The following is a 25483-nucleotide window of genomic DNA, read 5'->3' as shown; positions in this document are numbered from 1 at the left end:
TAATCACGGCGCGAAGAGCGGGGTATGAGCAACGCCGAGCGACCCGGTTGGACGGAGTCAGTGTCGGCTGCCGACCGCGTCCGATCGGTGGCAACGACGCTGAGCGAGCCGCGAACCGCCAACTGGATCGCGGGCGAAGCCGAGGTCGCCCACGAGACGGCCAGCAAGTACCTCGACCGCCTCGTTGCGGACGGCAAACTCGAAACGAGCGAGGCCGGCGGGAAAACGGTCTACCGACCCGACCCGGTCGGCCAGTATCTCGCCGAGATGCACAGCCTCTATGCCGACCACACCGCCGACGAGCTGGCCGACCGGCTGACCGAGATCACCGACCAGCTCCGCCGGTGGCAAGATGAGTACGACACCGAGACGCCGAACGAACTCCGAGCGGCGATCGGCGAGACGACCGATGCGGCGACAGCCGACGAATACCGCCGTGTTGCCGGCGAGTGGGAGCAGCTGCAGTATCGCCGATCGCTCGTCGAGGACACCCTCCGGCTCTATGACCGCTTCGCCGACGACGCAACGCCCGCGCCAGTATGACACCGCCGGGATCGCCCAATCCGGCGGTCTACCGTGAACTCCGTGACGTACTCCGGCGACAACCCGAGATCACGGCGACGCGCTACGAACCCGACGCAGTCCAGCAACGGTATCTTGTCGCCTCGGTCGCGCCCGCCCGGATCGAGCCAGCCACCGGCCCTGAGTCGCCGCGGATCGAGGTTCGCTGGTGGCTTGCGCGCGATGAGTTCCGGATCGATTACACCGACCCAAACACCGGGTTTCACTGCGGCTGGCACCGCGACAACGATCATCCCGACCTCGGCGCGACACACTTCCAGTACGAACAACCCGAGGATGACGAGCCGATCTACGAGGCAACCGACTTTGCGGCGACGACACCGCCGAAACTGCTGTGGATCTGTCTCGACGAGCTGTTTTCAGTTCGACTCCCGACGCTCACAGAGCCATAGGCGTCGTCGACTACGCTGCTTCGCTGAGCGTCACGCGCTCGGCTTCGATATCCTCGATAAACGCGCCCTCGCCGCCGACGGTGTAGGTTTCGCCGTCGGCATCGATCGTCAGACTCGCCTCGATCGGGAACTGGCTGTTTGTCGGCTCGATCAGCCCCTGTGTCACGCCGACGATTCGACACTCGATATCGACTGCTTCACTCGTTTCCGTCCACCGACCTTCGATCCGAGCGGCCAGCGGGGTTTCTTTGCGACACCGCAGGGTTGCCTCCACGACGATCGATCGAAAGTTGGTCTCGGTCAGCGGAAGGCCGGCGGGCTCGGTGACCGCGACCTCGGTGCCGACCGGCCAGTAGTTACCGAAAAAGGAGCCGACGATCACAGGACCGAGCTGTGGGTGGGCAAAGACGATCGCCTGCGTCTCGCTGTGGGTTGAGGTCAGCATCTCCGCGGGGGCGACCAACCCAACTCGGTCGTCGGCGGTCACCATCGCCGGCATCGGCTCCCCCCAGATCCGGGTGATACTCGCCACCCCACAGCAGTCCGCCGGCGGCTCGTCGGTTTCGGTGATCAACAGCGTCACCAGCACGCCGCGGTCGACGGCGGCCTCCAGTTCGTCAGCGACTTCTGAGAGCCGACCGATCGGCAGTGACAGCGTCAACTCCGTCTCGCTGTCGGCGATGATGCCCTGAATCCGCTTGAGGACGGTTTCGCGGCTTTTGACGACCTCGAACTGATCGGCCGCGGGCTCGGTTCGGGTGTAGCGCGCTTCGAGGGCGGGCTTGATCGCCTCGGCGTCGGTGACAAGCTGTTTGACGACCGTTTCGGGCGGCCGCGCACGGATGCGCGTCGGGACGACGTGGTCGTTGACCTCGACGAAGCCGCGATCCGCGAGGGCCTCGCTGACGCTGTAGACGTAGCGTTTGGAGACGCCGGCGACCTCCGCGATCGTACTCGCCTTCGCCTCGCCGTGGGCCAACAGGGTGAGATAGGTGTCGACCTCCTTCTCGGAGAAGCCGAACCGGCGAAGATGCGCCCGGAGGGTAGCGTCGTCCATATCGGTAGTGGCGGCGGCTCCTACTTAACAGTCCGTGGCTGGTGGAATCGCCGAATCCGGCCGGCAGCCGATCACGTTGCGACCGGCCGACAGACGATCACATCATCGACGACAACGTAGTGTTTGTCTTCCTCCTCCTCCCGCGGATCATGTCGCTTCCGCAGCGGATTCCCGGTTCGAAGATCGGTGTCGCCGACGGCGGTCGGCAGGCTAACGGTCGCCGGGATCTCCCCGAAGTTGAGCACGACGAGCAGCCGCTGGTCGCCGTTGTCGCGGGCGAAGGCGACGACGTGTTGTGGTTCGTCGGTGATTCGCAGGCTGTCAGCATCGTCGTCAGCTTTCGTCCTGTCGCTGTCACCGGCATCGTCTGTTGTCGTATCGCTGCTGTCGTCGGTACGCGTGGCGTCAGTATCGTCGGCTGCGGTGTCAGCGGGGTCGCCTCTGGTGTCGCTGTCGTCGCCAGCGCGGTTCTCCCCGTCCTCACCTGCGCTGTCGACTACATCCGCCGCTGTGTCTGTCGTCATCGCCGCGGTCGTGGTGACGACACCGACTGACACCTGTTCGACCTCCCCATCGCCCAACACCGGATACTCGTCTCGCAGCCGCGACAGCGATCGATGAAAATCGGTTAGTTCCGTGTCGCCATCGTGCCATTTCATCGGCCCACGGTCGACGGTCATGCCGCGTTCCTGGCCGTAGTAGATCAGTGGCGCGCCCGGCAGGGTGAACGTCGCCGCCGCCGCCGCTCGCAACGCTGGCTCGCCGCACTCGCCGAGATACCGGCTTTCGTCGTGGTTTTCGACATATCGGAGGTGCACCGCCGACTCGGGGAACCCCGATGTTTCGACCGTCTCAAGGGCCTCAAAGATCGCGCGGGCGGGCTCCTCGCCGTTCCCGATCGCCCGCAGCGTCTCGTGGAGGGTGCTGTCGTAATGCATCGTAAACTCGGCTTCGTGGTACTGTGGATCGTGGGGGATCGTCTCATCGAGCATGAGAAAGTCGGCGGGGACTCCCTCGGCGACCTCCTTCCAGAAGCCATGGGGGACGCCCCAGGCGATATCACACCGAAAGCCATCGACGAGATCGACCCACTCGTCGACGACATCCAGTATCCAGCGTCGAACCGCCAGCGAGCCGTAGTTGAGATTCGGGATCCGCGACCAGTTGAAGTAAAACTCCGGGCTCCCGTCGCCGGCCCACGCGATGTCGGTGCTGTCGTCGTCGCGGGGCACCCGGACGTAGCGATCGTCGTAGCCGTCGACGCCGGCCGAGTGGAGCTGAAACGCCGGGTGATCGCGGGAGGTGTGGTTGATCACGAGATCGAAGACGACCCGGATCCCGGCCTCGTGACAGCGATCGACCAGCGACGCAAAATCGGTGCGGTCGCCCAGATCCGCTGCTGTGCTGAAGTAGTCGGTGATGTGGTAGCCGTGGTCGGTCGGGCTGGCGAGGATCGGTGTCAGCCACAGCATGTCGACGCCGAGCGATTCGAGATACTCGATCCGGCGTTCGATCTCGGAAAACGTTGTCTGTGGGGTTTCGCCGGCAAACGATCGCACGAAGATCTCATACACCGTCGGCGATTCGGCCCACGCCGGCGGCTCGGTAGGGGAGCGAATCTCGACCTCGCCGGTCTCGGTGTGCCGCACATCGACCGTGTCGGCGACAGAGTGTCGCTCGCCGACGGCGACCGCATGCACCCGGAGTCGGTCGTCGACGGCGTCGGCAGCAACGCGACAGATTCGGCCATCAGTGTCGACCGCCGCATCCGGGATCGAATCGCGGTCGTCGACAACGAATCTCACGTCTAGCTCGTCGTCGCCAAGCTCGCTGTCAGGGGCGGCCGTCGGCTCGGCGGTCACGACGACCTGCTCGCTTTCATCGTCGACCCTCGCCGACAGCGCGCAGCGTGGTCGCCCCGGCCCGAGGACGGTCACCGAGTCGTGGATCTGTCGGCCGAAATCGTCGTCGAGACAGAAGCCGTAATGGTGGGTGCCGGGCGGCAACTCGACTTCGAGCACGAAGCGGTCGTCGGCGCGTCGCGGTCGGTTGGCACCGACGCGGTGGTCGTTAAACGGGCCGACGACGGAGACGCGATCGATCGTCGCCGGCTCGACCGGCAGCTCGGCAAACGGCAGCGTCAACGCCATCTTGCTGCGGGTGTGGGGAAACGCAAACACGCGCTGGCTGTGGGTGCCGCTCGGCCCCGCGAGCGCAAACCGGTAGCTGCCCGGCTGGTCTGGGGTGACGGTGACGACCGCCTCGTCGCCGACGCTCAGTCGGCTCTCGGCCGGGGCGTCGACGAGCCGCCACGTGTACTCGGCCGCGGGATCGGGGTTCCAGGGGGCCAACTCGACGGTCTCGCCGACAGCGACGAATCGTGGTGGCCCGATGTTGTCCATGTGACAGTACAGTGGGTCGAACCATCTTCACTGTTGTCGTTTCGAAAAACGTGTGAACAACAAATACACCAAGAATTAATACGGGTGACCACTTGAGAACAGGTATGCAACTCCGTGACGCACTTGACGACTACAAGCGGTCGTCAGGTGACAGCACGCTCTTCCCCGGCGAGCGGCGGACGCTCACCGGGCGGTTTTCCGGCGGTGACGGCCGGCTGGTACACATCGACGAGGGCGTGATCCGTGATTTTGGCTACCCACTGTCGGGGCTGACCGGGCTGGAACGCTCCCGGTTCGGCCTCAGCCTCGGCGACGAAAAGTTCTGGTTCGACGACGCCAGCTCAACCCAGACCTACTATGAGGCCACCGGCCTCGTCGAGACTGTCCACGAGACGCCGATCGGCGAGGTGACTGAGCTCGATCTCACGATCGGCAACGCCCACCTGACACATTTCGAGACGGTCGCCGAACACGCCGAGATCATCGCCTACGTCTCGCTGGCCCCCGATGGCCGCCACAGCCGCCTCGGACAGCTCCACCACGAGGACGTGATCGAGGTCTATCACGAGACCGAACACGATTTCCTCGGCAGTTCGACCGGCTTCGCCGGCATCCGCGGCCAGATCCCGGCCTCCTTCGACGACCTGATCTCCGAGGAGCCGACCGAGTATCCGCGCCCGCCACACGACGGCCGCTACGCCGAGGATCGCCTCAGCGGCGATCTGGTCTGTTGGCTCCCGCTGGACAACGGTACCACGACGCTCATCACGCTGTTGACCGACTGGGAGGAGACCGACCGCGAGGACGCCCTCGACCGGATGGAAACGTTCCGCACCGAGTACTCCGACCGCGAAGCCTTCGAGGAGGCGGCCGCGGCGACAGCCTCCCTCGACGACACCGATGACCTTCCGCTGGCGGATTCGGTGTCGGCCGATGTGCGCGTGCTCTCGCTTTTGACCGGCACGACCGGCCTCCGGATGGCTGGCCCGGATTTTGACCCGTACTACCGCCACTCGGGCGGCTACGGCTACACGTGGTTCCGCGATGACGCCGAGATCTCGCTGTTCGTCCTGGAATCTGACCAGCATCTCGGTCTCGGCTTGGATGACTGGCATGCCCGCAGCGCGCGAGCATACTGTGAGACCCAGCGCGAGGACGGCAGCTGGCCCCACCGCGTCTGGCCGCACAACGGCGCGCTCGCGCCCGGGTGGGCCAACGCCCGGCTTGAAGCCGGCGACGGCGTCGACTACCAGGCCGACCAGACCGGCAGCGTCATCGCCTTCCTGGCGAGCTACTACGCCGCCGGCATCGACGATGCTGATCTCGAAGCCCGCGTCGTCGACACGCTGGACGATGCTGTCGACAGCCTCGATGAAACCTTACTCGATGACGGCCGCCCGATGGTCTGTCAGAACGCCTGGGAGGACTCGATCGGTCGGTTTACCCATACGACCGCGACCTTCCTGGAGGCCTACAGCGCGCTGGCGGCGACCGACCTCCCGATGGCCGATCACGCCCTCGACCAGGCCCACCGTGTCTATCATGCGATCGACGATCTCTGGCTGTCGGATCGCGGCCTCTACGCGCTCAGAGAACACGGCGCGGGCGGCCTTGACCGCCGGGCGGATTCGGCGACGCTCGGCCTGATCGGCGCGCATCTGACCTACGACCAGGTCGCCACCGTCGACGACGACCGGCTGGACAAACTCGACTCCCACGTCCACACCATGATCGAAGCCCTCTGGCATGAGCCAGCCGACAGCGAGATCGCCGGGCTGTTCCGCTACGAGGGCGACGGCTGGCGGCAGGGCGAGCAGGCCCACGAGAAGATCTGGACGGTCTCGACCGGCTGGGGGGCCAACGCCGCCGCCCAGCTGGCCGCCCTGCTGGCCGACAACGACGACGACCGCGCGGTCGACGCCGCTGCCAAAGCACGGGAGCTGCTCGAACTCGTCTTGCCGGGCGGAGAACTCTGTGAGGACACCAGCTACCTGCCCGAGCAGTATTTCGACACCGGCGAACCCGACAGCGCGACGCCGCTGGGGTGGCCCCACGCCCTCCGGCTGGCGACGGTGTCGCTGATGGACGAACGCGGGATGCTGTATGCGGCGCACAAGGTTGTTGCCGACGACTGAGTGAGGATTGTTTTTACCCTGGCGTCACGCGAACGATAGCGGTATCACGCGGTTCAACCGTCATCGCAAGCGACCCACCCGTTTCCCACTCGGTGCCCGTCCAGCAGTCACACACGCGATAGCGGTCGGCACCCGCCGGCACGCCGACCGCCGAGACGTGTGTCGAAATCTCACGCTCGGCGTCGCCGCGGTTGTGGAACGCGACCGCACCGCCATCCCGCAACCGTTTGCTCCACACCTCCGCGTCATCGCCGCGTCGATCCGGCGTTCCCTGGATGCCGAGTGAATCCTGATCGATAGCGAGCAGCCGCTCGTTGGTCAGCAACTCGCGGTCGAACGTCGACAGCGACGTGAGATCGGCCCCGATCATGAGCGGCGCGGCCAGCAGACACCAGAACGCAAAATGGCTCCGGCGTTCGGCTTTGGTCAGCGGTCGCTGCACATCCACGGCCTCGTGTTCGGACTGTCCGGAGTCGGGACCGTTGCCGATCTGTAGCATATCGGGATCGTTCCACCCGCCGGGGCCGTGGGCCGCGGCCGCGTCGATGGCGGCCATCCGGTCGATCACGTCGGCGATCCCGAGGCCGAACTCGTCGGGGTTGGCCCGCCATTTAGCGACGAGGTCGTCGGTCGCTCGCCAGAGGTGGCCGCCGACGTTGCGGCCCCACTCCCACGGTGCGTTTTCGCCCCACTCGCAGATGCTGTAGACGATATCGCGGTCGACGCTGGCGAGGGCCTCGCCCATCGCGGCGTAGCGGTCGACGGCCTCGCGGCCAGCGTGATCGCCGCAGTTGTCGTATTTGAGGTAGTCGACGCCCCAGGCGGCGAACTGTTCGGCGTGCAGGCGTTCGCGCCCGAGGCTCGCGGGATAGCCTTGGCAGGTGTGGCTTCCCGCCGAGGAATAGAGACCGAATTTGAGGTCGCGGTCGTGGACGTAGTCGGCGAGGGCAGCCATCCCGTTCGGAAAGTCGGCCGACGGCTGGAGGCGGCCGTCGCTGTCGGTCTCACTGGCCATCCAGCAGTCGTCGACGACGACGTACTCGTAGCCCGCCTCGCGCAGGCCGGTGTCAACGAGGGCGTCGGCCGCGGCGCGGATGTCGGCCTCCGTTACGTCGCAGCTAAACGCGTTCCAGGAGTTCCAGCCCATCGGCGGCGTCCGGGCGAGTTGGCGGGGGCGGTCGTCAGTCATCGCAGAACCACTTACTCGATCGACTGCTCCGCAGTCGTCGTCTTATCGCGTTTGGTTGTCGTTGCTGTGCCACCTTGCCGTTCATTCTCGGCCAGCCTCGCCGTCGTCGTTGCCAGCAGGCCGGTGCCGATGATAAGGAGCCCAAGCGCGAGCCGTAGCTCCGCCGAGATCGGCAGCGACGGACTCACCCCGAGGAGGGCTGCCAGCGTGATCCCCCCTGTTCCGAGGCCGATCCACCGGGCACTCCGCCAGTCAGTCACGCCTGTGGATGACGGGTGGTGTCTGGCCGACCGAGCGGTGAGCGCGAGACCAACACCCCACACAACCCCGGTGACAGCAGCGAGCACCGGGTCACCAACGAGCCAGTAGCAACCGCCACCGACAACTAGCCCTGTCGCCCCGCCGAGGAGCCACTGTAGCGATGAACGCATTATCGAATCAACTACTGCAGCAGGTAAAATACTGTCCGCTACCGGTCGCAGGCGGGGAGTCTACCGCTCGTCGAGGGGCACGAACTCGGCGTCGGTGTCGCCGGTGTACTGCGCTCGCGGGCGGATCAGGCGGTTGTCCTCCCACTGTTCGAGAACGTGGGCGATCCAACCGCCCGAGCGGGCGATCGCAAAGATGGGGGTGTAGAGATCGATCGGGATCCCCATCTGGTAGTAGGTCGTCGCCGAGTAGAAGTCGACGTTCGGCGCGAGGCCTTTCTCCTCGCTGATGTAGTCCTCGATGGCGACCGACATCTCGTACCACTTCGTGTCGCCGGCAGCCTCACCGAGGGCTTCGCTCTCCTCGCCGAGGATCTTCGCGCGCGGATCTTTGACGTTGTACACGCGGTGGCCGAAGCCGGCGATGCGCTCGCCGCGGTCGATGGCGTCTTTCACCCACGCCACGGGATCGAGTGCGTCGTCGTCGATGGCCTGTAGCATCCGCATCACGTCGGCGTTGGCACCGCCGTGAAGGCTGCCCGACAGGGTGCCGATCGCCGAGGTGACCGCGCTGTGAAGGTCGGCCAGCGTTGAGGCGGTCACCATCGCGGCGAACGTCGAGGCGTTGAGGCCGTGATCGGCGTGGAGGACGAGGGCCATATCAAACGTCTCGGCGAGCACGTCGTCGGGCTCCTCGTCGTTGAGCATGTAGAGGAAGTTGGCGGCGTGGTCGAGATCCTCGCGGGGTGCGACCGGCTCGTTGCCGTTGCGGAGCCGGTTGTAGGCCGCTAACGCCGTTGGCATCTTCGCGGTGATGCGGCGGCTTTTGCGGTTGTTGGCCTCGGTGTCGTTGAACTCGGCGTCGCTGTCGGGGTCGTAGGCCGACAGCGCGGAGGTGATCGTCCGGAGGGCGGCCATCGGCTCCTCGCCGCTGGCGGCGAGTTCGCGGATGATATCGAGGACGCCGTCGTTGAGTTCGCGGGCGGCGGCCATCGCGTCGCTGAACTCGGCGAGCTCGGTCTCGCTCGGCAGCTCGTCGTGCCACAGCAGATACAGCGTCTCCTCGTAGCTGGCCTCGCGGGCGAGTTCCTCGATGGCGTAGCCACGATAGATCAGCTCTCCTGCGTCGCCGTCGATATGGCTCAGATCGGATTCGGCGACGACCACGCCTTCGAGTCCCCGCTTCAGCTCGGTAGACATGTACTCCACTTCTCAGTAGCCTCAAAAAAGCGTTATCGTTTCCGTACCGGTTACGCGAGTGTAACCCTACCGAGTTCAGCCGACAAAAACTGGACGTATTTCAGCCCACTGCGGCCCTTTCGCTGTCGATGCCGACACGTGGGCAGTTGTCGCAGCTGTTGTGCCGGTATCGTCTACTGCCGGAACGACTGTGATCTCTTACGCTGGAATGATCATGATCTCTTACGCCGGGACGATCATCATCCCCTGCGCCGGAATGATCGTGATCCCTACGCCGGAACAACCGTGATCTGCTGTTTCCGGTCGATGGCGTCCTCCAGCTCCTCGGCGATCGCCGAGCCGCGGGAGATCTGGATGTCGCCGCCGCTGCTGACCGTCGCGGTGAAGAGATACTCGCCGTCGGCCTGTACCTCGACGGTCTCGCCGACGTGGCCGTCCATCCGGATGACGACGTGGCGGGCGGTGATCTCGGGTTGGACGACCTCGCCGGCGGGCTTGGTCTCCGCGCCGCCGGTGCCGTTGGCCGCGGCCGTCCCCGCCTCGGGGTTGTCCTCGTGGGTGCGCACATCGATATCGATGCCGAGGCGATCCTCGATATCGCTGATCCGGCCGCCACCCTTACCGATCACATACGAGATGTCGCTTTCCTCGACGTAGACGATGGCGTTGTTCTGGCCGGTCAGCTCGACGGTGACATGGCCGCGGGCGACCGAGCGGATCTCTCGCTCGATCTCCTGTTTGGCGATGCGGTCGACGCCGGTGTCGTCAGTCGACTCGTCGTCGAGCGGCACCGTGATCACCTGGCGGTTGAACGTGTAGATCTCGTAGGCGGGTTTGCCGGTCTCGAAGTCCGTCACTTGGATCACCGGGCGGGCGAGGTCCTCGGCGGTGAGCCCTTCGGGCACCTTGACCTCGGTCGTCACGTCGTAGACCGTGTGAACCTCGCCGGCCTCGATGTAGACGACGGTGTCGACGACCTGTGGGATCATCCCGAGTTCGACCCGGCCGACGAGCCGCTGGAGGGCGTCGATCGCGCGGGTCGCGTGGACGACGCCGACCATGCCGACGCCCGCGAGCCGCATATCCGCGAACACGTCGAAATCCTCCGTTTTCCTGACCTCGTCGTAGATGGTGTAGTCGGGGCGGACAAGCAGCAACGAGTCGGCGGTCGTCGCCATGTCGCCGCCGAGGGCGGTGTACTGGGTGATGTCGTCGCCGACCTGGAGATCCCGTGGCTTTTCCATCGTCTTGACCGCATAATCGTTGTCGGTGAGGAACTCCGCGACCGCCTGGGCGAACGTCGATTTCCCCGCGCCGGGCGAGCCGGAGATGAGCACGCCGCGCTCCTGTTCGAGCAGTCGCTCCCGGAGGCGGTCGTCGAAGACGTAGTCGTCCAGTGTCGTTTTGGCGATCGGCCGGACGGCCGTGATCTCGATCCCATCCGAGAACGGCGGGCGGGCGACGGCGATCCGGTAATCCTCGTACTGGATGATCGTCATCCCGGGCTCGGAGAGCTCCACGAATCCCTCGTTGCTGCTGCGGGCCAGCGATTCGATCTTGTCGGCCCACTCGTCCATCTGGGCTTCGGAGCTGACGGTGTCGTCGATGGTCTTGTAGCTCATCCCGTCGAGCGCGCCGCGTTTGGCCTTCGGCTGGGTGCCGGTTTTGAGGTGGACGCTCATCGTTTCCTCATCGAAGAAGTCGGCGATCGGCAGCCCCTCGTCGCTGTCGACGCGGGGTTCGATGTATTCGACATCGAGGCCCTTTGCTTTCGCCACCTCGGATTGGACGATATCACTGGACAGCAGCGTGGCGTCGTTGTCGGCGGCGACATCGCGGATGATCGCGTCAACCTCGCCCTCGCCGGCAGCGTCCTGTTCGGTCGCGTTCGCCCGGCGGCCGACGTACTGGAGGTCGATTGTGCCCTCGTCGGCCAATCCTGCAAGCCGCTGGAGCTCTTCGAGCCCGCTCCAGCCGCTGTCGTAGCCCGCGTTGGCTTGGGATTCGAGTTCGCCGACCACGGCCTCCGGTATCAACACCGTCAACCCCTCGCTGTCGTCGATTCGCTCGGACACACGACCGTCGATGACCGCGCTCGTGTCCGGCACTAGAGTCATACCTCCCCTATCTCGGGCGGACGCATAAGGGTGATGCGTGGCGATGCGCAGCGAACTTGCGTATAAAACTCACGCCGAGAGCTATATCTGTGGCTCCACGCATTACCCTGTTTCAACGACCCCTCTCACCGACCCCTCTCACCGACCAAACATATGATATTCTACATCACAAAATAACATTAGCAGACTACATTAATAATTTATATTTTTGATCAAAACCGACTGACACAACGCGTTTTATTTCTACCATCATACGTAGATTATCTGGTCTGATAATTTGGACAGTGTGTTTATATCTGTTCTCTCACTTTTCGCAAACAGCGTCACCGCCGTTCCGGGCAGGCGCACACACTCATGTTCGATACAGAATCCAGAGGCCAGGTTGGGATTGGAACGCTCATCGTGTTCATCGCGATGGTGTTAGTCGCCGCGATCGCCGCGGGCGTTCTCATCAACACTGCTGGCCTCCTGCAGGCACAAGCACAGGCAACGGGCGAAGAGACAACCGCGGAAGTCAGCGACGTGATTCAGGTCGGCGAGGTTATCGGTGAGGACGCGCTCAACGGTGGCAACATCAGCCAGCTCAACGCGTCACTACGCCTTGCATCCGGTGCTGATCCGATCGATCTCAACAAGACCTCATACACGATTTCGAGTCCGAGTGGTAGTGCGACCGTTGTGAACGGGAACTCAACCGCGAACGATGATCTCACATACTACAACCAGCAAGGGCTTGCTGCATCCGACGAAAATGTGCTCCAAGATCAGGAGGACATCATCGTTGCACAGCTCGACCTTGATGGACAGAACGGAATCGATCCAGTGACGGAATCGGAGACGGTTACGCTGATCGTGCAGGCGCCATCGGGCGGACAGACCTACAAGCAACTCCAGGCACCGCGGAATATCGAAGACGGTAGCTCCTACATCCTCTAAGGCGTCCGCGTTTTTTGCACTGAATCCCTTTCTTTGACGATCTTCACTTACCGCTGCGATCGCGTTGCACGGACTAAATATAGAAATTTCTACATTATAAAATAGTATTAGTATACTACATTAATAATTTATATTTCTGCCCAGAATCGCCCGACACAAGCCGTTTTATTTTGACCTCATACTGTATATTATTGGTTATGATAATTTGGACAGTGTGTTTATATCTATCCTCTCACTTTTCTCTGATAGCGTCACAGCCGTTCCGGGCAGACGCACACTACCCATGTTCGATACAGAATCCCGAGGTCAGGTGGGGATTGGAACGCTCATCGTGTTCATCGCGATGGTGTTAGTCGCCGCGATCGCCGCGGGCGTCCTAATCAACACCGCCGGCCTCCTGCAGGCACAAGCACAGGCAACGGGCGAAGAGACAACTTCCGAAGTGAGTGATGTTGTCCAGATCGGTGAAGTGATCGGTATTGATAATAACTCTCAGGGCACGATCGACACGCTGAACGCGTCGGTTCAGCTGGCCTCCGGCTCCGATCCGGTGAACGTGAGCCAGGCATCGTATACGATCTCTAGTCCGACCGGGAATGCGACGGTCGTCAACGGGAACAACAACCAGAACGGTGCCATCACACACTACCAGCAACAGAGCCTTGAGGATGGCACGTCAGTGCTCACAGAGCAAGAGGATATCCTCGTCGTTGAGCTCGATCTCGATGCCCAGAGTGGCATTGAGCCACTTGAGGAGTCCGAGACGGTCAGTCTCATCCTGCAATCCCCCGCAGGTGGACAGACCTACAAGGAGCTCAAAACGCCACGGAATATCGACACTGACGCGAGCTACATCCTCTAAGTAGTCGGGTTTTCTGCGGCGGAACCGGCACCTGGCTCGGTTCCGATCTTCAGCTTTCATTTTGCTCTCGTCTCTTGTAGCATCGCTGGCAGTGGAACTTTGCCAGCGGCCGCACCACTCCTCGTATGAGCCGCGAGGCAGTCGTTTCGCTCACCCGGTCGCTCGTTGAGATCCCAAGCCACGACGACGAGACCGCCGCCGGCGATTTTATCGCCCGATGGCTCCGCGAGGAGACGGACGCAACGGTTCGCCGCGACGACGCCGGCAACGTGATCGCGCGTCGCCAGCCGGCAGCGACGGCAGCAACACCCACGCTCGCACTCGTCGGTCACCACGATGTCGTCCCACCGGCCGATGAGCAACGCGACGGCGACGGGAACTATCACGTCGATCACCGCGATGGCCGGCTCTACGGTCGTGGCACCGCCGACATGAAAGGCGCGCTGGCGGCCGCACTGCTCGCGTTTCGGGACGCTGAGCCCGCGATCGAGCTCGTCTTTGCGAGCTTCGTCGGCGAGGAACAGGGCGGGATCGGCGCGCAGTCGGCCATCGATGAGGGGTTCAGCCCCGATACCGCCGTTGTCACCGAGGGCTCGACGGGCTACTCCGCGGCCGGCGTCACCGATGTGGCGATCGCCCACAAGGGTCGCCGCGGGAGCACACTCCTCGCTAGCGGCACCGCGGGCCACGCGAGCCGCCCCGACGACGCCGACAACGCGGTCTACCGCGCCTGCGATGCGGTCGATATCGTTCGCTTACTCGACGCACCCGAAACGACGGTACTCGGCAACAAGCTCTCCGGGAGCGTCGCCGTCACCGAGATCGATGGCGGCTCCGCGTGGAACGTGATCCCCGACCAATGTACGGTCACGATCGACGAGCGAACCGTGCCCGGCGAGCGCGCCGACCTCGCGGCAGCCGAATCGATCGCGGGCGTCGAGTGGACGGTCGACCAGGATCTCCCGCCGATGGCGTGTGAGGATCCGGCGTTTGCTGATCGCGTTCTCGCGGCGGCCGACGCCGTCCAGCCGGGCGAGCCCCAGCAGGTCGTCAAACCACATGCGACCGACGCGGGCTGGCTGGCGAACGCCGGCACCGACTGCGTTGTCTGTGGGGCGGCCGAACCCGGCGAGGCACATACGGCGACCGAGAGCGTCTCGATCGACGTGCTTGAGCGGTGTTACGAGCTGTATCGGCGGATTGCTACTGGTGAGCAGTTGGAGTGAGCAGACTGCTACACGGACGTTTGCTTCGTCACCAATTTTAAATCATATTCCACGGGAAGCTATGAACAAATGGATCGTTTGCCGATAGGTTCCATTCGTTCTGTCTCCGTTCGGTATTCGGCAGTTGTCTTTTTCCTTGCCGGTGGACTGTTTCTGGCCACTATTTTTATCGAGGTCACAATAATCGTTGAATCGCCTGCAATTGGAGACGTTTCTGATGTTTTCCGATTAGTTATCCAAGCTATTTCAGCAGTCGTGGGATTGACTTCCGGCCTGATTACAATCTATGAGTATGTGACCTCGGAGGACTCCCCAAGTCAGGGGCCGGTGGACGAACTTACGATCGAGGGGGATTTTCATCTCCATCTCGGTGATCCGGAGTTCACGCGATCGGATTCACCCACGGATGAATCCGATGAGGAGTCTTCCAGATCACCTGACGACGAGTAAGTGAGCTATTTGATCCCGAGTTGGCGGCTGACCCATTCGCGTCCTGCGGCTTGGAGCATTGTTTCCCAGTCGTTGAACCCAGTGTTGTCGTTCACGTACCGGTCGAACTCGTCTTCAGGAATCGACTTGAAGTCCGCTCGCGTCTCGACCGTCCATGGGCTATGCTCGAAGAACGCCGCAAGCGAACTGAACGGTGTATACGACTCCATGAAGCTCTCCGTGAACAGTTGATCCATCGGAATCTCGTTGTTCCCGTCAAGGGCGTCAGCATTCTCCTTGAGTTCCCGGATTTCGTCGTCGAAATCGTCGAACCCCTCGATATGAACACTCATACGTCAATGGTAGCGCGTACAGAGTTATAAAAAGTTCCACCGCCAGTGCGTTGATACGACCGTAGCCGCAACAGGGGGTATGGCAACTGACGCGACGCAGACCGAACCTCCGGAGGCGTATACGGCACTGCTCGATGAGATCAAGCGGTACAATGCCGTCGAAAGTGCGACCGAGGTGCTCTCGTGGGATCAACAGGTGATGATGCCCGAGGGCGGGACGCCGGCCCGCTCGACGCAGCTTTCGACGCTGTCGTCGATCAGCCACGACCTGTTGGTCGATGAGGACATTGGAAGATATCTTGAGGAGCTTGACGACGCATCGCTTACCCCTGAACAGCAGGCCGTCGTCCGTGAGATTCGCCGAGAGTACGTCCGGGCCGCCCGCGTGCCGCGTGATCTCATCGAGGAGATTTCGACGGCGACCACCGAGGCTCTCGGCGCGTGGGAGTCCGCCCGTGAACACGATGCGTTCGAGGAGTTCGCTCCCCACCTCGAACGGCTCGTTGAGCTCAAACGTCAGTACGCCGAGCATATCGATCCCGACGCCGACCCTTATGCGGTGTTGTTTGCGGAGTACGAGCCCTGTCTGTCGCTGTCGAAAACCGCTGACATCCTGGATGAGCTCCAAGAGACGCTGGTGCCGCTGATCGAGGATATCCGCGCCGCTGATGCCGACCTTGCGACCGACGCCTTCGAGGGAACGTTCGATACCGACAGCCAGGAGTCACTCTCACGGGAGGTCTTAGCGACGCTCGGCTACGATTTCGACCGCGGTCGACTCGACACCTCGACGCATCCGTTCACCTCGGGCAACCAGTTTGACGCCCGGATCACCACCCGGTTCGACGAGAGTGATCCCCTCGGCGCGATCACCTCGACGATCCACGAGTTCGGTCACGCCTACTACACGCTGGGGCTGCCCGACGACGCCTTCGGCACCCCACTCGGGAGTCACCGCGATCTCTCTGTGCATGAGTCCCAATCGCGGCTCTGGGAGAACCATGTCGGCCGTTCGGCGGCGTTTTGGGAGCTGTTGTTGCCGAAGCTGCAAGAGGCGTTCCCACAGACCAGCGAGCTGTCGGCGCGCGAGGCCTACGAGGCCGCCAACCAGGTACATGACGAGAACCTGATCCGCGTTGAGGCCGACGAGCTCACCTACCACCTGCATATCATCGTTCGGTTTCGAATCGAACGCGAGCTCATCGGTGGCGACCTCGCGGTCGACGACGTGCCGGATCGCTGGAACCGCCTCTACGAGGAGTATCTCGGGATCACACCGCCATCTGACGCGCTGGGCTGTCTCCAGGATATCCACTGGAGCCACGGCAACTTCGGCTACTTCCCGACGTACTCGCTGGGCAGCGTGATGGCCGCCCAACTGTCCGCTGCTGCCGACCGTGAGCTCGACGACCTCGATGGCGACATCCGGGGCGGCGACTTCGATGCACTCGGTGAGTGGCTGCGGACGAACATCCACCAGCATGGCCGGCGATACGAGACCGATGCCTTGGTCGAACACGCGACCGGCGAGCCGTTGAGTGCCGACGCATTCACCGAGTACGTGACCGAGAAATACAGCGCGTTGTACGATCTCTAAGCCGGGCTCGCCGCTTCGGCGTTGCTGATCGTCCAGTTTGTCGCTAACGCCACAAGTTCTATATATGTGGTACACGTTACCACGAACCGTAATGTCAAAAGCACAGTCCTCAGACGACGAGTTGTTCGACGAGTTCCTTTCGACAAACGGCCACGAAACGGCACCCGCGGGCTGGGACGAGTCGTACAACAAAAAGCAGTGTCCAGACTGCGGTGCTCTCCACGACGACGGCGCGATGACGTGTTCAGTGTGTGGCTGGCAGCCTGATCGGTAGTCCGGCTCTCGCTTCCGACTGTGTTCGGATCGACCTCGGCGAGCGAAGTCACGTCGTTTATGATGCCGGGGCGCATGTGCGTTCTACAATGAGCACCGACGGCGAACTCACGCGCCTCTTTGGCGGCCCCGGTAGCGGGAAAACGACCGCCCTTCTCGACCGCGTTGAGACCATCCTCGAAGACGACGACACCGATCCACGCGACATCCTCGTCGTCTCCTACACCCGCGCCGCCGCCGCTGAGATCCGCGAACGCCTCGCCGAGCGACTTGACACGACGCCACGCGCGCTCAAGGGCAACGTCTGTACGATGCACGCAAAAGCCTACGAGCTACTTGATCTCTCCCGCGGCGATGTTGTCGGCGAAGACGACAAAGAGGAGTTCTGCGAGGAGTACGGCATCGAGTACGAGGACGAGTACAAAAGCGGCGGCCGCCGCACCGCTCGGTCGACGACGATCGGCAACAAGATCATCGCCACCAGCCAGTGGCTCCAGCGCACCCGCCGGGATGTCGCCGACTGGTACGACGTGCCCTTCCAGTGGAACGTCGAGGAGGTTCGCCTCCCGCCGGACGAGGATCCCAACGCCCAGGAGGGCAACAAGTACACCCCGACGTGGACGGCCGACGACGACCGCATCGACATCCCTGAGGCGATCCGAGCGTGGCGCAATTATAAGGGCGACAACGGGCTGGTCGGCTTCGCCGACATGCTCGAACGCGTCGAACAGCGATCCTTGCTCCCCAATGTCGACTACCTCGTCATCGACGAGTTTCAGGATATCACGACACTGCAATATGCTGTTTTCGAGGAGTGGAAACCCCACATGAAACAGGTGCTGATCGCCGGCGACGACGACCAGGTCGTCTACGCCTGGCAGGGTGCCGATCCGAACCTCCTGCTCGATGCCGATCACGACGAGAATGTGGTGCTTCCAAACTCCTATCGGCTGCCCTCCAACATTCTCAACGTCGTCAACCAGGAGATCCGCCATCTCGACAAACGCCAGGAAAAGGATCTCAAACCGCGAAAGGAGGGCGGGAGTGTCGAGGCCGTCGAAAACGCCTCGATCCTCGAACTCGTTCGCAACGTTCGCTACACCGTTGACGCCGAGGAGGGCAGCGTGATGCTGCTGTTCCGGGCGCGCTACCAGCTCTTCCAGTTCATCGAGGAGTTTGTCGACGAGGGGATCCCGTTCAAGGCACTCACCGACCAGCGGCTCTGGACCGATCGGTTGACCGACTACGTTCGCGCGATCGAGGCCTTCGACGCCGGTGAGCAGCTCACACTGCTGCAAGGTCGTCGACTCGCCGACATGCTCCAGGACTCAACGTTTGGCTCCAACGACCGCGAGGAGTTCTATGATTTCCTTGAAGCAGAGGAGGAGGCCGCCGACAACGACGACCTCGCGGAGGTTCCCCTCGATCCCGATGATGTTGAGAAGTTCGCGCCGTTTATGCCCGACCCCAAGTCGGCCGGCGACATGCTGCGAAAGGTGACAAACTTCCAGCGCACCTCGGTCGACGCCTACTTCAACGGCGACTATGCTGGCCTCGATCCCGACACTGTCCGCGTGGGGACGATCCACTCCGCGAAGGGTCGTGAGGCCGACCACGTCTTCGTCGCCACCGATCTCACCGAGAAGGTCGTCGAGCAGATGGCCGCGACCGTCTCCGGCCACGAGGAGACGGCCGATCCGACGACCGTCGGCGACGACGAGTTCACCAAACACACCGATCCCGTCCCGTTGTTGACCGACAACGAACGCCGCGTGTTTTACGTCGGCATGAGCCGGGCGCGGGAACGCCTCGTCCTGCTTGAAAACCTGATCGACGGCGCGCCGACCGTCCCGATCAGCGTCCTCCTCCACAACGAGCTCCGCGATGAGCCACCCGAGGAGCTGCTCGATGCCATTGAGGCGGCGGAGCCGGCGGCCCCCGAACCCGAGCCGTGAGCCCGCCGGCTGGCTACTCCACCGAGTGGTCAGCCCCACCGACACCACCGGCTGGACTCGCAGCCCTCGGTGAGCCACTCGCTGCGCCTGACACCGTGGGCTTCGTTCATGTCGCTCGCGGCGACGATCCTGCTCGCCGCTACCTGACGCGCGCCGCCGAGCCACAGCAGGCGGCTGCTATCGTCTGTCTCCCGACCGACGCCGGCGACCTCGAAGCGATCTACTGTGTCTCGACAGCTGACCGCGACGCCGCTGCCGCCGATTTTCTCACTGACTCCGCTGACCCGTCAGCGGCTGAGGCCGACCACGCGATCGAGCGTTCGGTCGCAACGCGCGACCCACAAACGCCGCCGGGCAGCCACGCTGTGTCGGTGCTCGCCGATCGACGTGGGACTGCCGCGGGTTCTGGCACACTCCGGGTGCCGAGCCAGCTCCCCCACGACGCCGCGGTTCGGCTCCAAGACGCTGGCTACAAGCTCGCATCGACGACGGCGGTCGCTGACGCCCGCGCCAGCAAGACCGACGCCGAACGCGACTGTCTCCGGGCTGTCCAACGCGGGGCGGCCCACGGGATGGCGCACGCAAGCGACATCCTCGCCGAGAGCACGACCGACGATGGGATCGTCCGCGTCGATGGCGACCCCCTCTCGGCCCAGCAGCTCGAACGCGAGACCGCCGCGACCCTCGCTGGCGTTGGCATCACCCCGGAGACGGTTCGCGTTCGCGCCGGCGACACCGCCCCGACCGATCCGCTGCCGGCCGACGAGGGGATTATCATCCACCTTGTTCCGCGGGGCCCACACGGCTACCACGGCCATCTCACCCGCACCGTCGTCGTCGACAGCGACGGCGGCTGGGATCGGCGTGCGTTCATCGCCGCCAACGCCGCCCAGACCGCCGCCCGCCGCCACTGCGAGGTCGGCGGCAACGTGGGAACCGTCGCCGCCGAAGCGACCGCCGAGCTGACGGCCTACGGCTTTTCGCCGCGTGCCAACCCGGATGACGCCGACGACACAGCCACTGATGACGCCGACGACACAGCCACCGACGACGCTGGCGGGTGGGCCACTGTCCACGGCGTCGGGCTCACAGCGCATGAGGCCCCGAGCCCTGCCGACGACGGCATGCTACAGGCGGGGTCAGTTCTCGCCGTCGAAACGGGTGTTGTCGATCCCGATCAGGGGCGGATTCGACTCGGCTCATTGGTCGAGGTCACAGCCGACGGCGGGGAGCGACTCGTCGACGCCCCGGTGTCGTTGACACCCTGATTTCGTTGATATCGACAGCAGGCGAGGCATAGTCGACTATTTTGGCGGTTCGTTTCTTTTCGATGTCTCACGCAAGCGAGCGGGAAGCAGCCCTCGAAGGAGCCGGCCAAGGATCCGTTTCGGGTCGAGAAAGTACTGCGGGAGGACGACCATGGCGACCGCGACACCGAGCAACGCGACGCCGCCGACCGGCTTCCCGGCGAGCAGCTGTGTCACACCGAAGTTGGCGACCGGGATGGCAAAGACGAGTGTGGTCGCAAGCCCGATCAGATCGACGATCCCGAGTTGCATTTGCTTCCGCTATCGCCGGCAACGACAAAAGCCCGCCGGCGGACACAACCGCTATCCCTCCGGATCGCCTCCCTCCGGTATGTTTACCGGAATCGTCGAAACCGCCGGCGAGGTCGTCGCTGTCGACGCCGACGCCGACGGCCGCCGTCTGCGGATCCGTTCCCCGGAACTCGACGCGCTTCGCCATGGCCAATCGATCAGCGTCAGCGGCGTCTGTCTCACCGTCGAGACGTTTGGCGATGTCGACGATGGAGCCTGGTTTGAGGTCTTCCTTGCGGCCGAAACAGTCGCAAAAACGTATCTCGGCGAGGTCGGTGTCGGCGATCGCGTCAACATCGAGCGCGCACTCGCCGCAGACGGGCGGTTTGACGGCCACGTCGTCCAGGGCCACGTCGACACCGTCACGACGATCGAGGCGATCGAGCAGGTCGGCGACGACTGGCGGTTTCGCTTCGCGCTGCCGGCCGACTACGGCCAGTATATCGTCGACAAGGGGTCGATCTGTCTCGACGGGATCTCGCTGACGGTCGCCGATATCGACCACGACAGCGGCTACTTCGAGGTGGCGATCATCCCGACGACATACGAGCTCACAACGCTTCAGGCAAAGTCCGTCGGCGACCCAGTTCACGTCGAGGTTGACGTGATCGCCAAATACGTCGAGCGGATGCTGGACGGCTACCAGTAGTCGATCAGAGGTGGGTCCACCGCTGGAGGCTGGCGGGCTCGGTGGTGTAGTAGTAGGTCACGTCGCCATCAGCGACGGTGTACACCGAGAGGTCGGGATCGTAGATGACACGCTTGTTGGCGTCGATGCCGACGTTGACCAGATCCTCGATGGAGTTGACCGAGACAAACTCGTTGTCGGAATCCAACAGCAGCTCGCCCTCCGAGATCCACTCGCTGTACTGGTTGTGGGCGATCTCCGTTTTGAGCTCCGCCTCGTCAAGCTGTGGGGCTTTCGCCGCGATCGCCCCGCCGCCGGCAACGGCGACCAACCCAAGCATCGCCAGCAGCGCGACCAGCCCCATATTCGGCTCGCCCCGTGTGGGTTCGCTCGGTTCGGTCGGCTGACCCGCCCCGGCCGGATCGGCTGTCTCCGCCGGCTCGATCGTTCGGGTTTGGGTCTCCGAGACGTTGGCTTGTTGATCGCCGGTAATCCAGTAGGCGTCGTTGTTGGATTCAAGCGAGGGCGTCATGTTGAGCGTCCCGTTGTAGGCCGTCCCGTTGATCGGCTCGGTTTCGTAGTCGACGGTCAGTATCAGCTGGGTGTTGAGCGAGGTTGTCGACGACGGGAAGTCGGCCGCCACCTCGTCGGCTCGCCGCTCAAGATCATTCCGGACATCGAAGGCACGGCGGTTTGTCACCCGGCCGTCGGTGACCGTATCCTGCCGATACATGAGCAGCCGATCGTTCGTGTACACGATCTCGCTGTCGGCATCCTCGCGGTCGGTCACAACCTCCTCCTCGCGGATGAGCCGGGTGGTGAGATCGACGCTGACGTTCTTCGTTGTGGTGGCGGTAACATTGAACGTGAGATCGGGGGTGTACCGATAGAAGTACGCCGGCGCGCGGGTGATCACCTCGCCCTCCTCGTAGGCCCGCTGGTTTGGCCCGGAGATCGTCGGTCGCAGCTCACTGGATGCGGTCTTGACGACCGCGCTGTCGATCAGCTCAACGTCGAGAAAGAACGCCTCGAACTCCTCGGTTTCGGGCCCCGGAGCAGGCTGTGGCTCCGGCTGGCTCGCCGGCTCCTCGACCGGCGGCGTCAGAAACACGTAGCCCGACCCAAGCAGTAACACCACCCCGAGAACCACAAACCCGATCGTGAACTCCTTGGTGTTGGTCGCAACCTGGAGTTTGAGCCGTGGCAGCATCACCGACCACCTGGCGTGAGGCGGTGTCGCCGCTCGGCGGGCGCGGACGCGGGTGGTCGGCAAGACACACGGTTGAACATGACGGGTGGGTGCTACACAGAACTACGGACGCAGGCTTGTTTATCTCACGGTCACGCCGGCGGTGTTACAGCTCTCGTTCGGCGATATAGCCCCGCTGGCACTCCGGACAGATATCGCCGGCGCGCATCGACGACGCCCCGGCGTGGCGGGTGAAGCCACACTCCGGACAGTAGAACTCGGTGTTGATGTCGTCGACGGTCGGCTCATACAGCGCGGCCTCGCCGGCCTTCGTCAGCTCCGCGTCGGCCGGCTCCTCGATGACCTCCTCGTCGGCCTGGCTGTCGGCTCCGCCCTGCTCGTCGACCGCCTCGGCGGTGGCCTCGGGGGTAAAGCCGCCGCTGAAGCTCACCTCGTCGGGCTGTTCGTCCGGCGGTGTCTCGGCGTCGTACCCCTCGTCGTCGCCGGACTGCTCGGGCCACTCGTGGGCTGATGTCTCCGGATCCGTCTCGTGTTCCGGCCATTCCCACTCGCCGGCCTCACGCGGCTCGGCCTCGCGTTCCTCGTCGGCCGTTTCGTCGGCTTCGTCGTCAGTCGTCGAGAGAATGATCCCGTCGTCGTCGGCCGCCTGTGGCTCGTCGTCGGCTGCTTGCGGCTCGCTGTCGTCGGCTGCTCCCGACCCCTTGTGGTCGTCGGCGGGTGGTTCCTCGGTGGCGTCCGCTGTCGCCGTCGGCTCCGTCGACGCCGGTGTCGTTTCGTCGTCATCCAGTAGCTCCGCGTCGTCGGCTGTGGCGTCGCCCCCGGCAGCCGTGGCGTCGGCGGCCTGATCGGCAGCGGTCGATGGCTCCGGCGTGGCTGTCTCGCCGTTACCGGCTGTGGTCGACCCTGTGTCGGTCGTGGCTGCTGCACCGGCGTCACCGCCGGCCGTCGCCTCGGTGTCGCCACCGGTCGTCGCCTCGCTGTCTGCGGTTTCGGCGAGCTGTTCGATCGAGGTTACCTCCTTGTTCTCACTGACGGTCTTGGTGTACCCACAGCGAGTACAGGTTTTCTCCTCGCTGACCGTGACGACGACTTCGTTGCCTTGTTCCTCGCGTTCCCGTCGCAACTCGGGGTCGTCGAAATCGTGACCGAGTAGACACCGGAGTCCCATTACCGTCTGTACCAACCTACTCAACAAAAAGCTACTCCATCTGTCTGTCGCGTGTCTGACGCTGTCGGCGGCGTTCAAGCGGCCGCGCCCGGGTGGCGGGAGCGGCGGTCTCCAAGCGGCCGCGGTCGGGGATGGTTGACCCCGGCGGTAGATGTAAACCGATTCCCGTGGTAGGGTGTGCCGATGGGAGCCAAGCCCGCCTACCGTGATCGACCGGCCGTCGAGGTCGACGTTCTCGACGCGCTTGTTGACCGCGCCGGCGAGGGGATGACCGTGCTTGAACTCCGGGCCGCCGTCGGGGCTGACATCGACCACATCGAGTCGGCGTTATCCGAGCTAAAAGCCGACGGGCTGATCGTTGTCAGCGATGACAACGGCACGGTTCGGATCCGGCCGGCCGACACGGTCGTCCCTGATCCGACCACCGATGCCGACCCAGCAGAGCCCTCGCTGCTTGAGATACTCCGGGATCGACTCGGCCTGTGAGGGGCGACTGACCGCGACCGACCGCGACGACCGCGGTCGCCGTCCGTGGTCGGCGATCGCTGACCTCGGCCCTCCGCCGTTGTTTTACTTCCGCGGCGTCTTCGCCTCCGCATGACACTGCTGGGAGCCCACCACGATGATCTCGGGGCGACGTACGTCGAGCGCGGCGGCCGGCGGCTCGTCAGCCACTACGGTCGGCCGGCGGTCGCCCACCGGGCGGTTCGCAACGGTGTCGGCGTCATCGAGCAGGGGTATGGGATCGTCGCGGTCACCGGCTCCGAACGCGTCGACTACGTCGACAACATCGTCACCAACCGCGTACCAGACAGCGACGGCGAGGGCTGTTATGCCTTCGTCCTCGACCCACAGGGCCGCATCGAGACCGACTGCTACATCTACAACGCCGACGAGCAGCTGCTGTTGTTTACGCCGCCCTCCCAAGTTGAAGAACTGGTCGCCGACTGGTCGGAGAAGATCTTCGTGCAGGATGTCGCTATCGACGACGTGTCCGCCGAGTTCGGTGTGTTCGGTATCCACGGCCCCTCGGCAACCGAAAAGATCGCCTCGGTGCTCAACCACGCGGGCGCGCCCGAACCCGAACTCCACTTCGATCGGGGGTCGATGGGCGACGCCGGCGTCACGGTCGTCGCGGGCGACAACCCGACCGGCGAGGACGGCTATACGGTGATCTGTGGGGCCGACGACGCGCCCGGCGTCTTCGATACGCTGCTCAACCACGGGCTGAACGCCGCGCCGTTCGGCGAGGCGACCTGGAACACGCTGACCGTCGAGGCCGGCACGCCGCGGTTTGCCTCGGAGCTACAGGGTGAGATCCCGAACACGGTCGGCGCGCGCCACGCCGTCGACTTCGAGAAGGGCTGCTTTATCGGCCAGGAGGTCGTCTCGAAGGTCGAAAACCGCGGCCGGCCGAGCAAGCAACTGCTCGGGGTTCGTCTCGACGCTCCCTGTGCGGCCGGCGACGAACTCCGCGTCGACGGCGACGCCGTCGGGGAGCTGACGCGGGCGATCGAGAGCCCCTCGGTTGGCGAACCGATCGCGCTGGCCTTCTGTGCCAGCGACGCGCTTGAGGGCTCGTTTACCGTGGGATCGACCGCCGCCGAGGCCGCTGAGGGCGACGGGGCTGCTGACGAACCCACCGCTGTCGACGCTGACCGCGTCACGCTGCCGTTTGTCGACGGGAGCGCGACCTCGCTTCGCTGTCCGCAGTATTAGTCTGGGGTCGCCGAAACCGCCTTCCCC

Annotated in this window: 24 protein-coding genes; 14 read left to right on the top strand and 10 right to left on the bottom strand. The window is 63.9% G+C overall.

The genetic code is table 11. The features are described 5' to 3' along the window. The first annotated feature begins 24 nt into the window (after positions 1–24). Positions 25–543, top strand: a complete 519-nt coding sequence (locus tag EWF95_RS05095; RefSeq protein ID WP_142442957.1) for a DUF7342 family protein — start codon at positions 25–27, stop codon at positions 541–543. Next, positions 540–974: a hypothetical protein gene (locus EWF95_RS05090; RefSeq protein ID WP_142442956.1), complete on the top strand. Its 435-nt coding sequence runs from the start codon at positions 540–542 to the stop codon at positions 972–974. The genes EWF95_RS05095 and EWF95_RS05090 overlap by 4 nt, the downstream gene beginning before the upstream one ends. 10 nt (positions 975–984) lie before the next feature. On the opposite strand, the gene EWF95_RS05085 is transcribed toward EWF95_RS05090, so the two are convergent. Together EWF95_RS05085 and EWF95_RS13805 are read right to left on the bottom strand one after the other, a co-directional pair. Next, positions 985–2031: a TrmB family transcriptional regulator gene (locus EWF95_RS05085; protein ID WP_142442955.1), complete on the bottom strand. Its 1047-nt coding sequence runs from the start codon at positions 2029–2031 to the stop codon at positions 985–987. Between the two features lie 71 nt (positions 2032–2102). Continuing rightward, positions 2103–4433, bottom strand: coding sequence for an alpha-amylase family glycosyl hydrolase (locus EWF95_RS13805; RefSeq protein WP_142442954.1), 2331 nt, complete (start codon positions 4431–4433; stop codon positions 2103–2105). Positions 4434–4537: 104 nt separating this feature from the next. Here EWF95_RS13805 and EWF95_RS05075 point away from each other — a divergent pair, with 104 nt between their 5' ends. Further along, positions 4538–6568: a glycoside hydrolase family 15 protein gene (locus tag EWF95_RS05075; RefSeq protein ID WP_142442953.1), complete on the top strand. Its 2031-nt coding sequence runs from the start codon at positions 4538–4540 to the stop codon at positions 6566–6568. 13 nt (positions 6569–6581) lie between these two features. Here the strand turns inward: EWF95_RS05075 and EWF95_RS05070 are convergent, their stop codons facing one another. The 4 genes from EWF95_RS05070 to EWF95_RS05055 all read right to left on the bottom strand — a co-directional run bounded on the left by EWF95_RS05070 (position 6582) and on the right by EWF95_RS05055 (position 11502). Beyond that, positions 6582–7757 carry a glycoside hydrolase family 27 protein gene (locus tag EWF95_RS05070; protein WP_142442952.1) on the bottom strand — a complete coding sequence of 392 codons (1176 nt, stop codon included), beginning with the start codon at positions 7755–7757 and terminating at the stop codon, positions 6582–6584. 11 nt (positions 7758–7768) lie between these two features. Then, on the bottom strand, positions 7769–8188 hold the full coding sequence (locus EWF95_RS05065) for a sterol desaturase (protein ID WP_142442951.1): 420 nt from the start codon (positions 8186–8188) through the stop codon (positions 7769–7771). Between the two features lie 60 nt (positions 8189–8248). Then, complete coding sequence (gene citZ / locus EWF95_RS05060) at positions 8249–9385, bottom strand: citrate synthase (RefSeq protein ID WP_142442950.1); 1137 nt, start codon at positions 9383–9385, stop codon at positions 8249–8251. 269 nt (positions 9386–9654) lie between these two features. Beyond that, on the bottom strand, positions 9655–11502 hold the full coding sequence (locus EWF95_RS05055) for a PINc/VapC family ATPase (RefSeq protein WP_142442949.1): 1848 nt from the start codon (positions 11500–11502) through the stop codon (positions 9655–9657). Between the two features lie 354 nt (positions 11503–11856). Here EWF95_RS05055 and EWF95_RS05050 point away from each other — a divergent pair, with 354 nt between their 5' ends. The 4 genes from EWF95_RS05050 (at position 11857) to EWF95_RS05035 (ending at position 14976) form a co-directional block, all read left to right on the top strand. Beyond that, a complete protein-coding gene (locus EWF95_RS05050) occupies positions 11857–12438 on the top strand; it encodes an archaellin/type IV pilin N-terminal domain-containing protein (protein WP_142442948.1) in 582 nt (193 codons plus the stop codon). 283 nt (positions 12439–12721) lie between these two features. Beyond that, complete coding sequence (locus EWF95_RS05045; RefSeq protein WP_142442947.1) at positions 12722–13300, top strand: archaellin/type IV pilin N-terminal domain-containing protein; 579 nt, start codon at positions 12722–12724, stop codon at positions 13298–13300. A 125-nt stretch (positions 13301–13425) separates the two neighbouring features. Continuing rightward, a complete protein-coding gene (locus EWF95_RS05040) occupies positions 13426–14526 on the top strand; it encodes a M20 family metallopeptidase (protein ID WP_142442946.1) in 1101 nt (366 codons plus the stop codon). A gap of 69 nt (positions 14527–14595) precedes the next feature. After that, positions 14596–14976 carry a hypothetical protein gene (locus EWF95_RS05035; protein ID WP_142442945.1) on the top strand — a complete coding sequence of 127 codons (381 nt, stop codon included), beginning with the start codon at positions 14596–14598 and terminating at the stop codon, positions 14974–14976. A 5-nt stretch (positions 14977–14981) separates the two neighbouring features. On the opposite strand, the gene EWF95_RS05030 is transcribed toward EWF95_RS05035, so the two are convergent. Further along, positions 14982–15308, bottom strand: coding sequence for a hypothetical protein (locus tag EWF95_RS05030; RefSeq protein ID WP_142442944.1), 327 nt, complete (start codon positions 15306–15308; stop codon positions 14982–14984). Positions 15309–15387: 79 nt separating this feature from the next. Here EWF95_RS05030 and EWF95_RS05025 point away from each other — a divergent pair, with 79 nt between their 5' ends. From EWF95_RS05025 to EWF95_RS05010, 4 genes are all read left to right on the top strand, one after another. After that, positions 15388–16905 (top strand): carboxypeptidase M32, encoded by a 1518-nt coding sequence (locus tag EWF95_RS05025; RefSeq protein WP_142442943.1) that lies wholly within the window; start codon positions 15388–15390, stop codon positions 16903–16905. Positions 16906–16996: 91 nt separating this feature from the next. Further along, positions 16997–17179, top strand: a complete 183-nt coding sequence (locus EWF95_RS05020; RefSeq protein ID WP_142442942.1) for an HVO_0416 family zinc finger protein — start codon at positions 16997–16999, stop codon at positions 17177–17179. Positions 17180–17267: 88 nt separating this feature from the next. Then, on the top strand, positions 17268–19133 hold the full coding sequence (locus tag EWF95_RS05015; RefSeq protein ID WP_142442941.1) for a UvrD-helicase domain-containing protein: 1866 nt from the start codon (positions 17268–17270) through the stop codon (positions 19131–19133). Continuing rightward, on the top strand, positions 19130–20401 hold the full coding sequence (locus EWF95_RS05010) for a M24 family metallopeptidase (RefSeq protein ID WP_142442940.1): 1272 nt from the start codon (positions 19130–19132) through the stop codon (positions 20399–20401). Before EWF95_RS05015 ends, EWF95_RS05010 begins: the two co-directional genes overlap by 4 nt. A 36-nt stretch (positions 20402–20437) precedes the next feature. On the opposite strand, the gene EWF95_RS05005 is transcribed toward EWF95_RS05010, so the two are convergent. Continuing rightward, positions 20438–20692 (bottom strand): DUF7533 family protein, encoded by a 255-nt coding sequence (locus tag EWF95_RS05005; protein WP_142442939.1) that lies wholly within the window; start codon positions 20690–20692, stop codon positions 20438–20440. 79 nt (positions 20693–20771) lie between these two features. On the opposite strand from EWF95_RS05005, the gene EWF95_RS05000 reads away from it, so the two are divergent. Next, positions 20772–21380 (top strand): riboflavin synthase, encoded by a 609-nt coding sequence (locus tag EWF95_RS05000; protein WP_142442938.1) that lies wholly within the window; start codon positions 20772–20774, stop codon positions 21378–21380. Positions 21381–21384: 4 nt separating this feature from the next. Here the strand turns inward: EWF95_RS05000 and EWF95_RS04995 are convergent, their stop codons facing one another. After that, positions 21385–22569 (bottom strand): DUF5305 family protein, encoded by a 1185-nt coding sequence (locus EWF95_RS04995; RefSeq protein ID WP_142442937.1) that lies wholly within the window; start codon positions 22567–22569, stop codon positions 21385–21387. Between the two features lie 145 nt (positions 22570–22714). Continuing rightward, positions 22715–23737, bottom strand: coding sequence for a DUF7093 family protein (locus EWF95_RS04990; RefSeq protein ID WP_142442936.1), 1023 nt, complete (start codon positions 23735–23737; stop codon positions 22715–22717). Positions 23738–23920: 183 nt separating this feature from the next. Here EWF95_RS04990 and EWF95_RS04985 point away from each other — a divergent pair, with 183 nt between their 5' ends. Both EWF95_RS04985 and ygfZ read left to right on the top strand, forming a co-directional pair. After that, positions 23921–24223 carry a DUF6432 family protein gene (locus EWF95_RS04985; protein ID WP_142442935.1) on the top strand — a complete coding sequence of 101 codons (303 nt, stop codon included), beginning with the start codon at positions 23921–23923 and terminating at the stop codon, positions 24221–24223. A gap of 111 nt (positions 24224–24334) precedes the next feature. After that, complete coding sequence (gene ygfZ / locus EWF95_RS04980; protein ID WP_142442934.1) at positions 24335–25456, top strand: CAF17-like 4Fe-4S cluster assembly/insertion protein YgfZ; 1122 nt, start codon at positions 24335–24337, stop codon at positions 25454–25456. Positions 25457–25483 lie beyond the last annotated feature (27 nt).

Source organism: Halonotius roseus (assembly GCF_006861655.1).
Taxonomy (GTDB): domain Archaea; phylum Halobacteriota; class Halobacteria; order Halobacteriales; family Haloferacaceae; genus Halonotius; species Halonotius roseus.
Note: the sequence above shows the minus strand (reverse complement) of the source record. Positions and strands in the feature narration are given on the sequence as shown.

Coding starts and splice junctions, on each gene's coding strand:
- EWF95_RS04990 (WP_142442936.1), bottom strand. CDS start 23,737: ATGGGACTCCGGTGTCTACTCGGTCACGATTTCGACGACCCCGAGTTG.
- EWF95_RS05090 (WP_142442956.1), top strand. CDS start 540: ATGACACCGCCGGGATCGCCCAATCCGGCGGTCTACCGTGAACTCCGT.
- EWF95_RS05000 (WP_142442938.1), top strand. CDS start 20,772: ATGTTTACCGGAATCGTCGAAACCGCCGGCGAGGTCGTCGCTGTCGAC.
- EWF95_RS05070 (WP_142442952.1), bottom strand. CDS start 7,757: ATGACTGACGACCGCCCCCGCCAACTCGCCCGGACGCCGCCGATGGGC.
- EWF95_RS05005 (WP_142442939.1), bottom strand. CDS start 20,692: ATGCAACTCGGGATCGTCGATCTGATCGGGCTTGCGACCACACTCGTC.
- EWF95_RS04985 (WP_142442935.1), top strand. CDS start 23,921: ATGGGAGCCAAGCCCGCCTACCGTGATCGACCGGCCGTCGAGGTCGAC.
- EWF95_RS05075 (WP_142442953.1), top strand. CDS start 4,538: ATGCAACTCCGTGACGCACTTGACGACTACAAGCGGTCGTCAGGTGAC.
- EWF95_RS05040 (WP_142442946.1), top strand. CDS start 13,426: ATGAGCCGCGAGGCAGTCGTTTCGCTCACCCGGTCGCTCGTTGAGATC.
- EWF95_RS05020 (WP_142442942.1), top strand. CDS start 16,997: ATGTCAAAAGCACAGTCCTCAGACGACGAGTTGTTCGACGAGTTCCTT.
- EWF95_RS05030 (WP_142442944.1), bottom strand. CDS start 15,308: ATGAGTGTTCATATCGAGGGGTTCGACGATTTCGACGACGAAATCCGG.
- EWF95_RS05025 (WP_142442943.1), top strand. CDS start 15,388: ATGGCAACTGACGCGACGCAGACCGAACCTCCGGAGGCGTATACGGCA.
- ygfZ (WP_142442934.1), top strand. CDS start 24,335: ATGACACTGCTGGGAGCCCACCACGATGATCTCGGGGCGACGTACGTC.
- EWF95_RS13805 (WP_142442954.1), bottom strand. CDS start 4,433: ATGGACAACATCGGGCCACCACGATTCGTCGCTGTCGGCGAGACCGTC.
- citZ (WP_142442950.1), bottom strand. CDS start 9,385: ATGTCTACCGAGCTGAAGCGGGGACTCGAAGGCGTGGTCGTCGCCGAA.
- EWF95_RS05095 (WP_142442957.1), top strand. CDS start 25: ATGAGCAACGCCGAGCGACCCGGTTGGACGGAGTCAGTGTCGGCTGCC.
- EWF95_RS05065 (WP_142442951.1), bottom strand. CDS start 8,188: ATGCGTTCATCGCTACAGTGGCTCCTCGGCGGGGCGACAGGGCTAGTT.
- EWF95_RS05035 (WP_142442945.1), top strand. CDS start 14,596: ATGGATCGTTTGCCGATAGGTTCCATTCGTTCTGTCTCCGTTCGGTAT.
- EWF95_RS05055 (WP_142442949.1), bottom strand. CDS start 11,502: ATGACTCTAGTGCCGGACACGAGCGCGGTCATCGACGGTCGTGTGTCC.
- EWF95_RS05085 (WP_142442955.1), bottom strand. CDS start 2,031: ATGGACGACGCTACCCTCCGGGCGCATCTTCGCCGGTTCGGCTTCTCC.
- EWF95_RS05015 (WP_142442941.1), top strand. CDS start 17,268: ATGAGCACCGACGGCGAACTCACGCGCCTCTTTGGCGGCCCCGGTAGC.
- EWF95_RS05045 (WP_142442947.1), top strand. CDS start 12,722: ATGTTCGATACAGAATCCCGAGGTCAGGTGGGGATTGGAACGCTCATC.
- EWF95_RS04995 (WP_142442937.1), bottom strand. CDS start 22,569: ATGCTGCCACGGCTCAAACTCCAGGTTGCGACCAACACCAAGGAGTTC.
- EWF95_RS05050 (WP_142442948.1), top strand. CDS start 11,857: ATGTTCGATACAGAATCCAGAGGCCAGGTTGGGATTGGAACGCTCATC.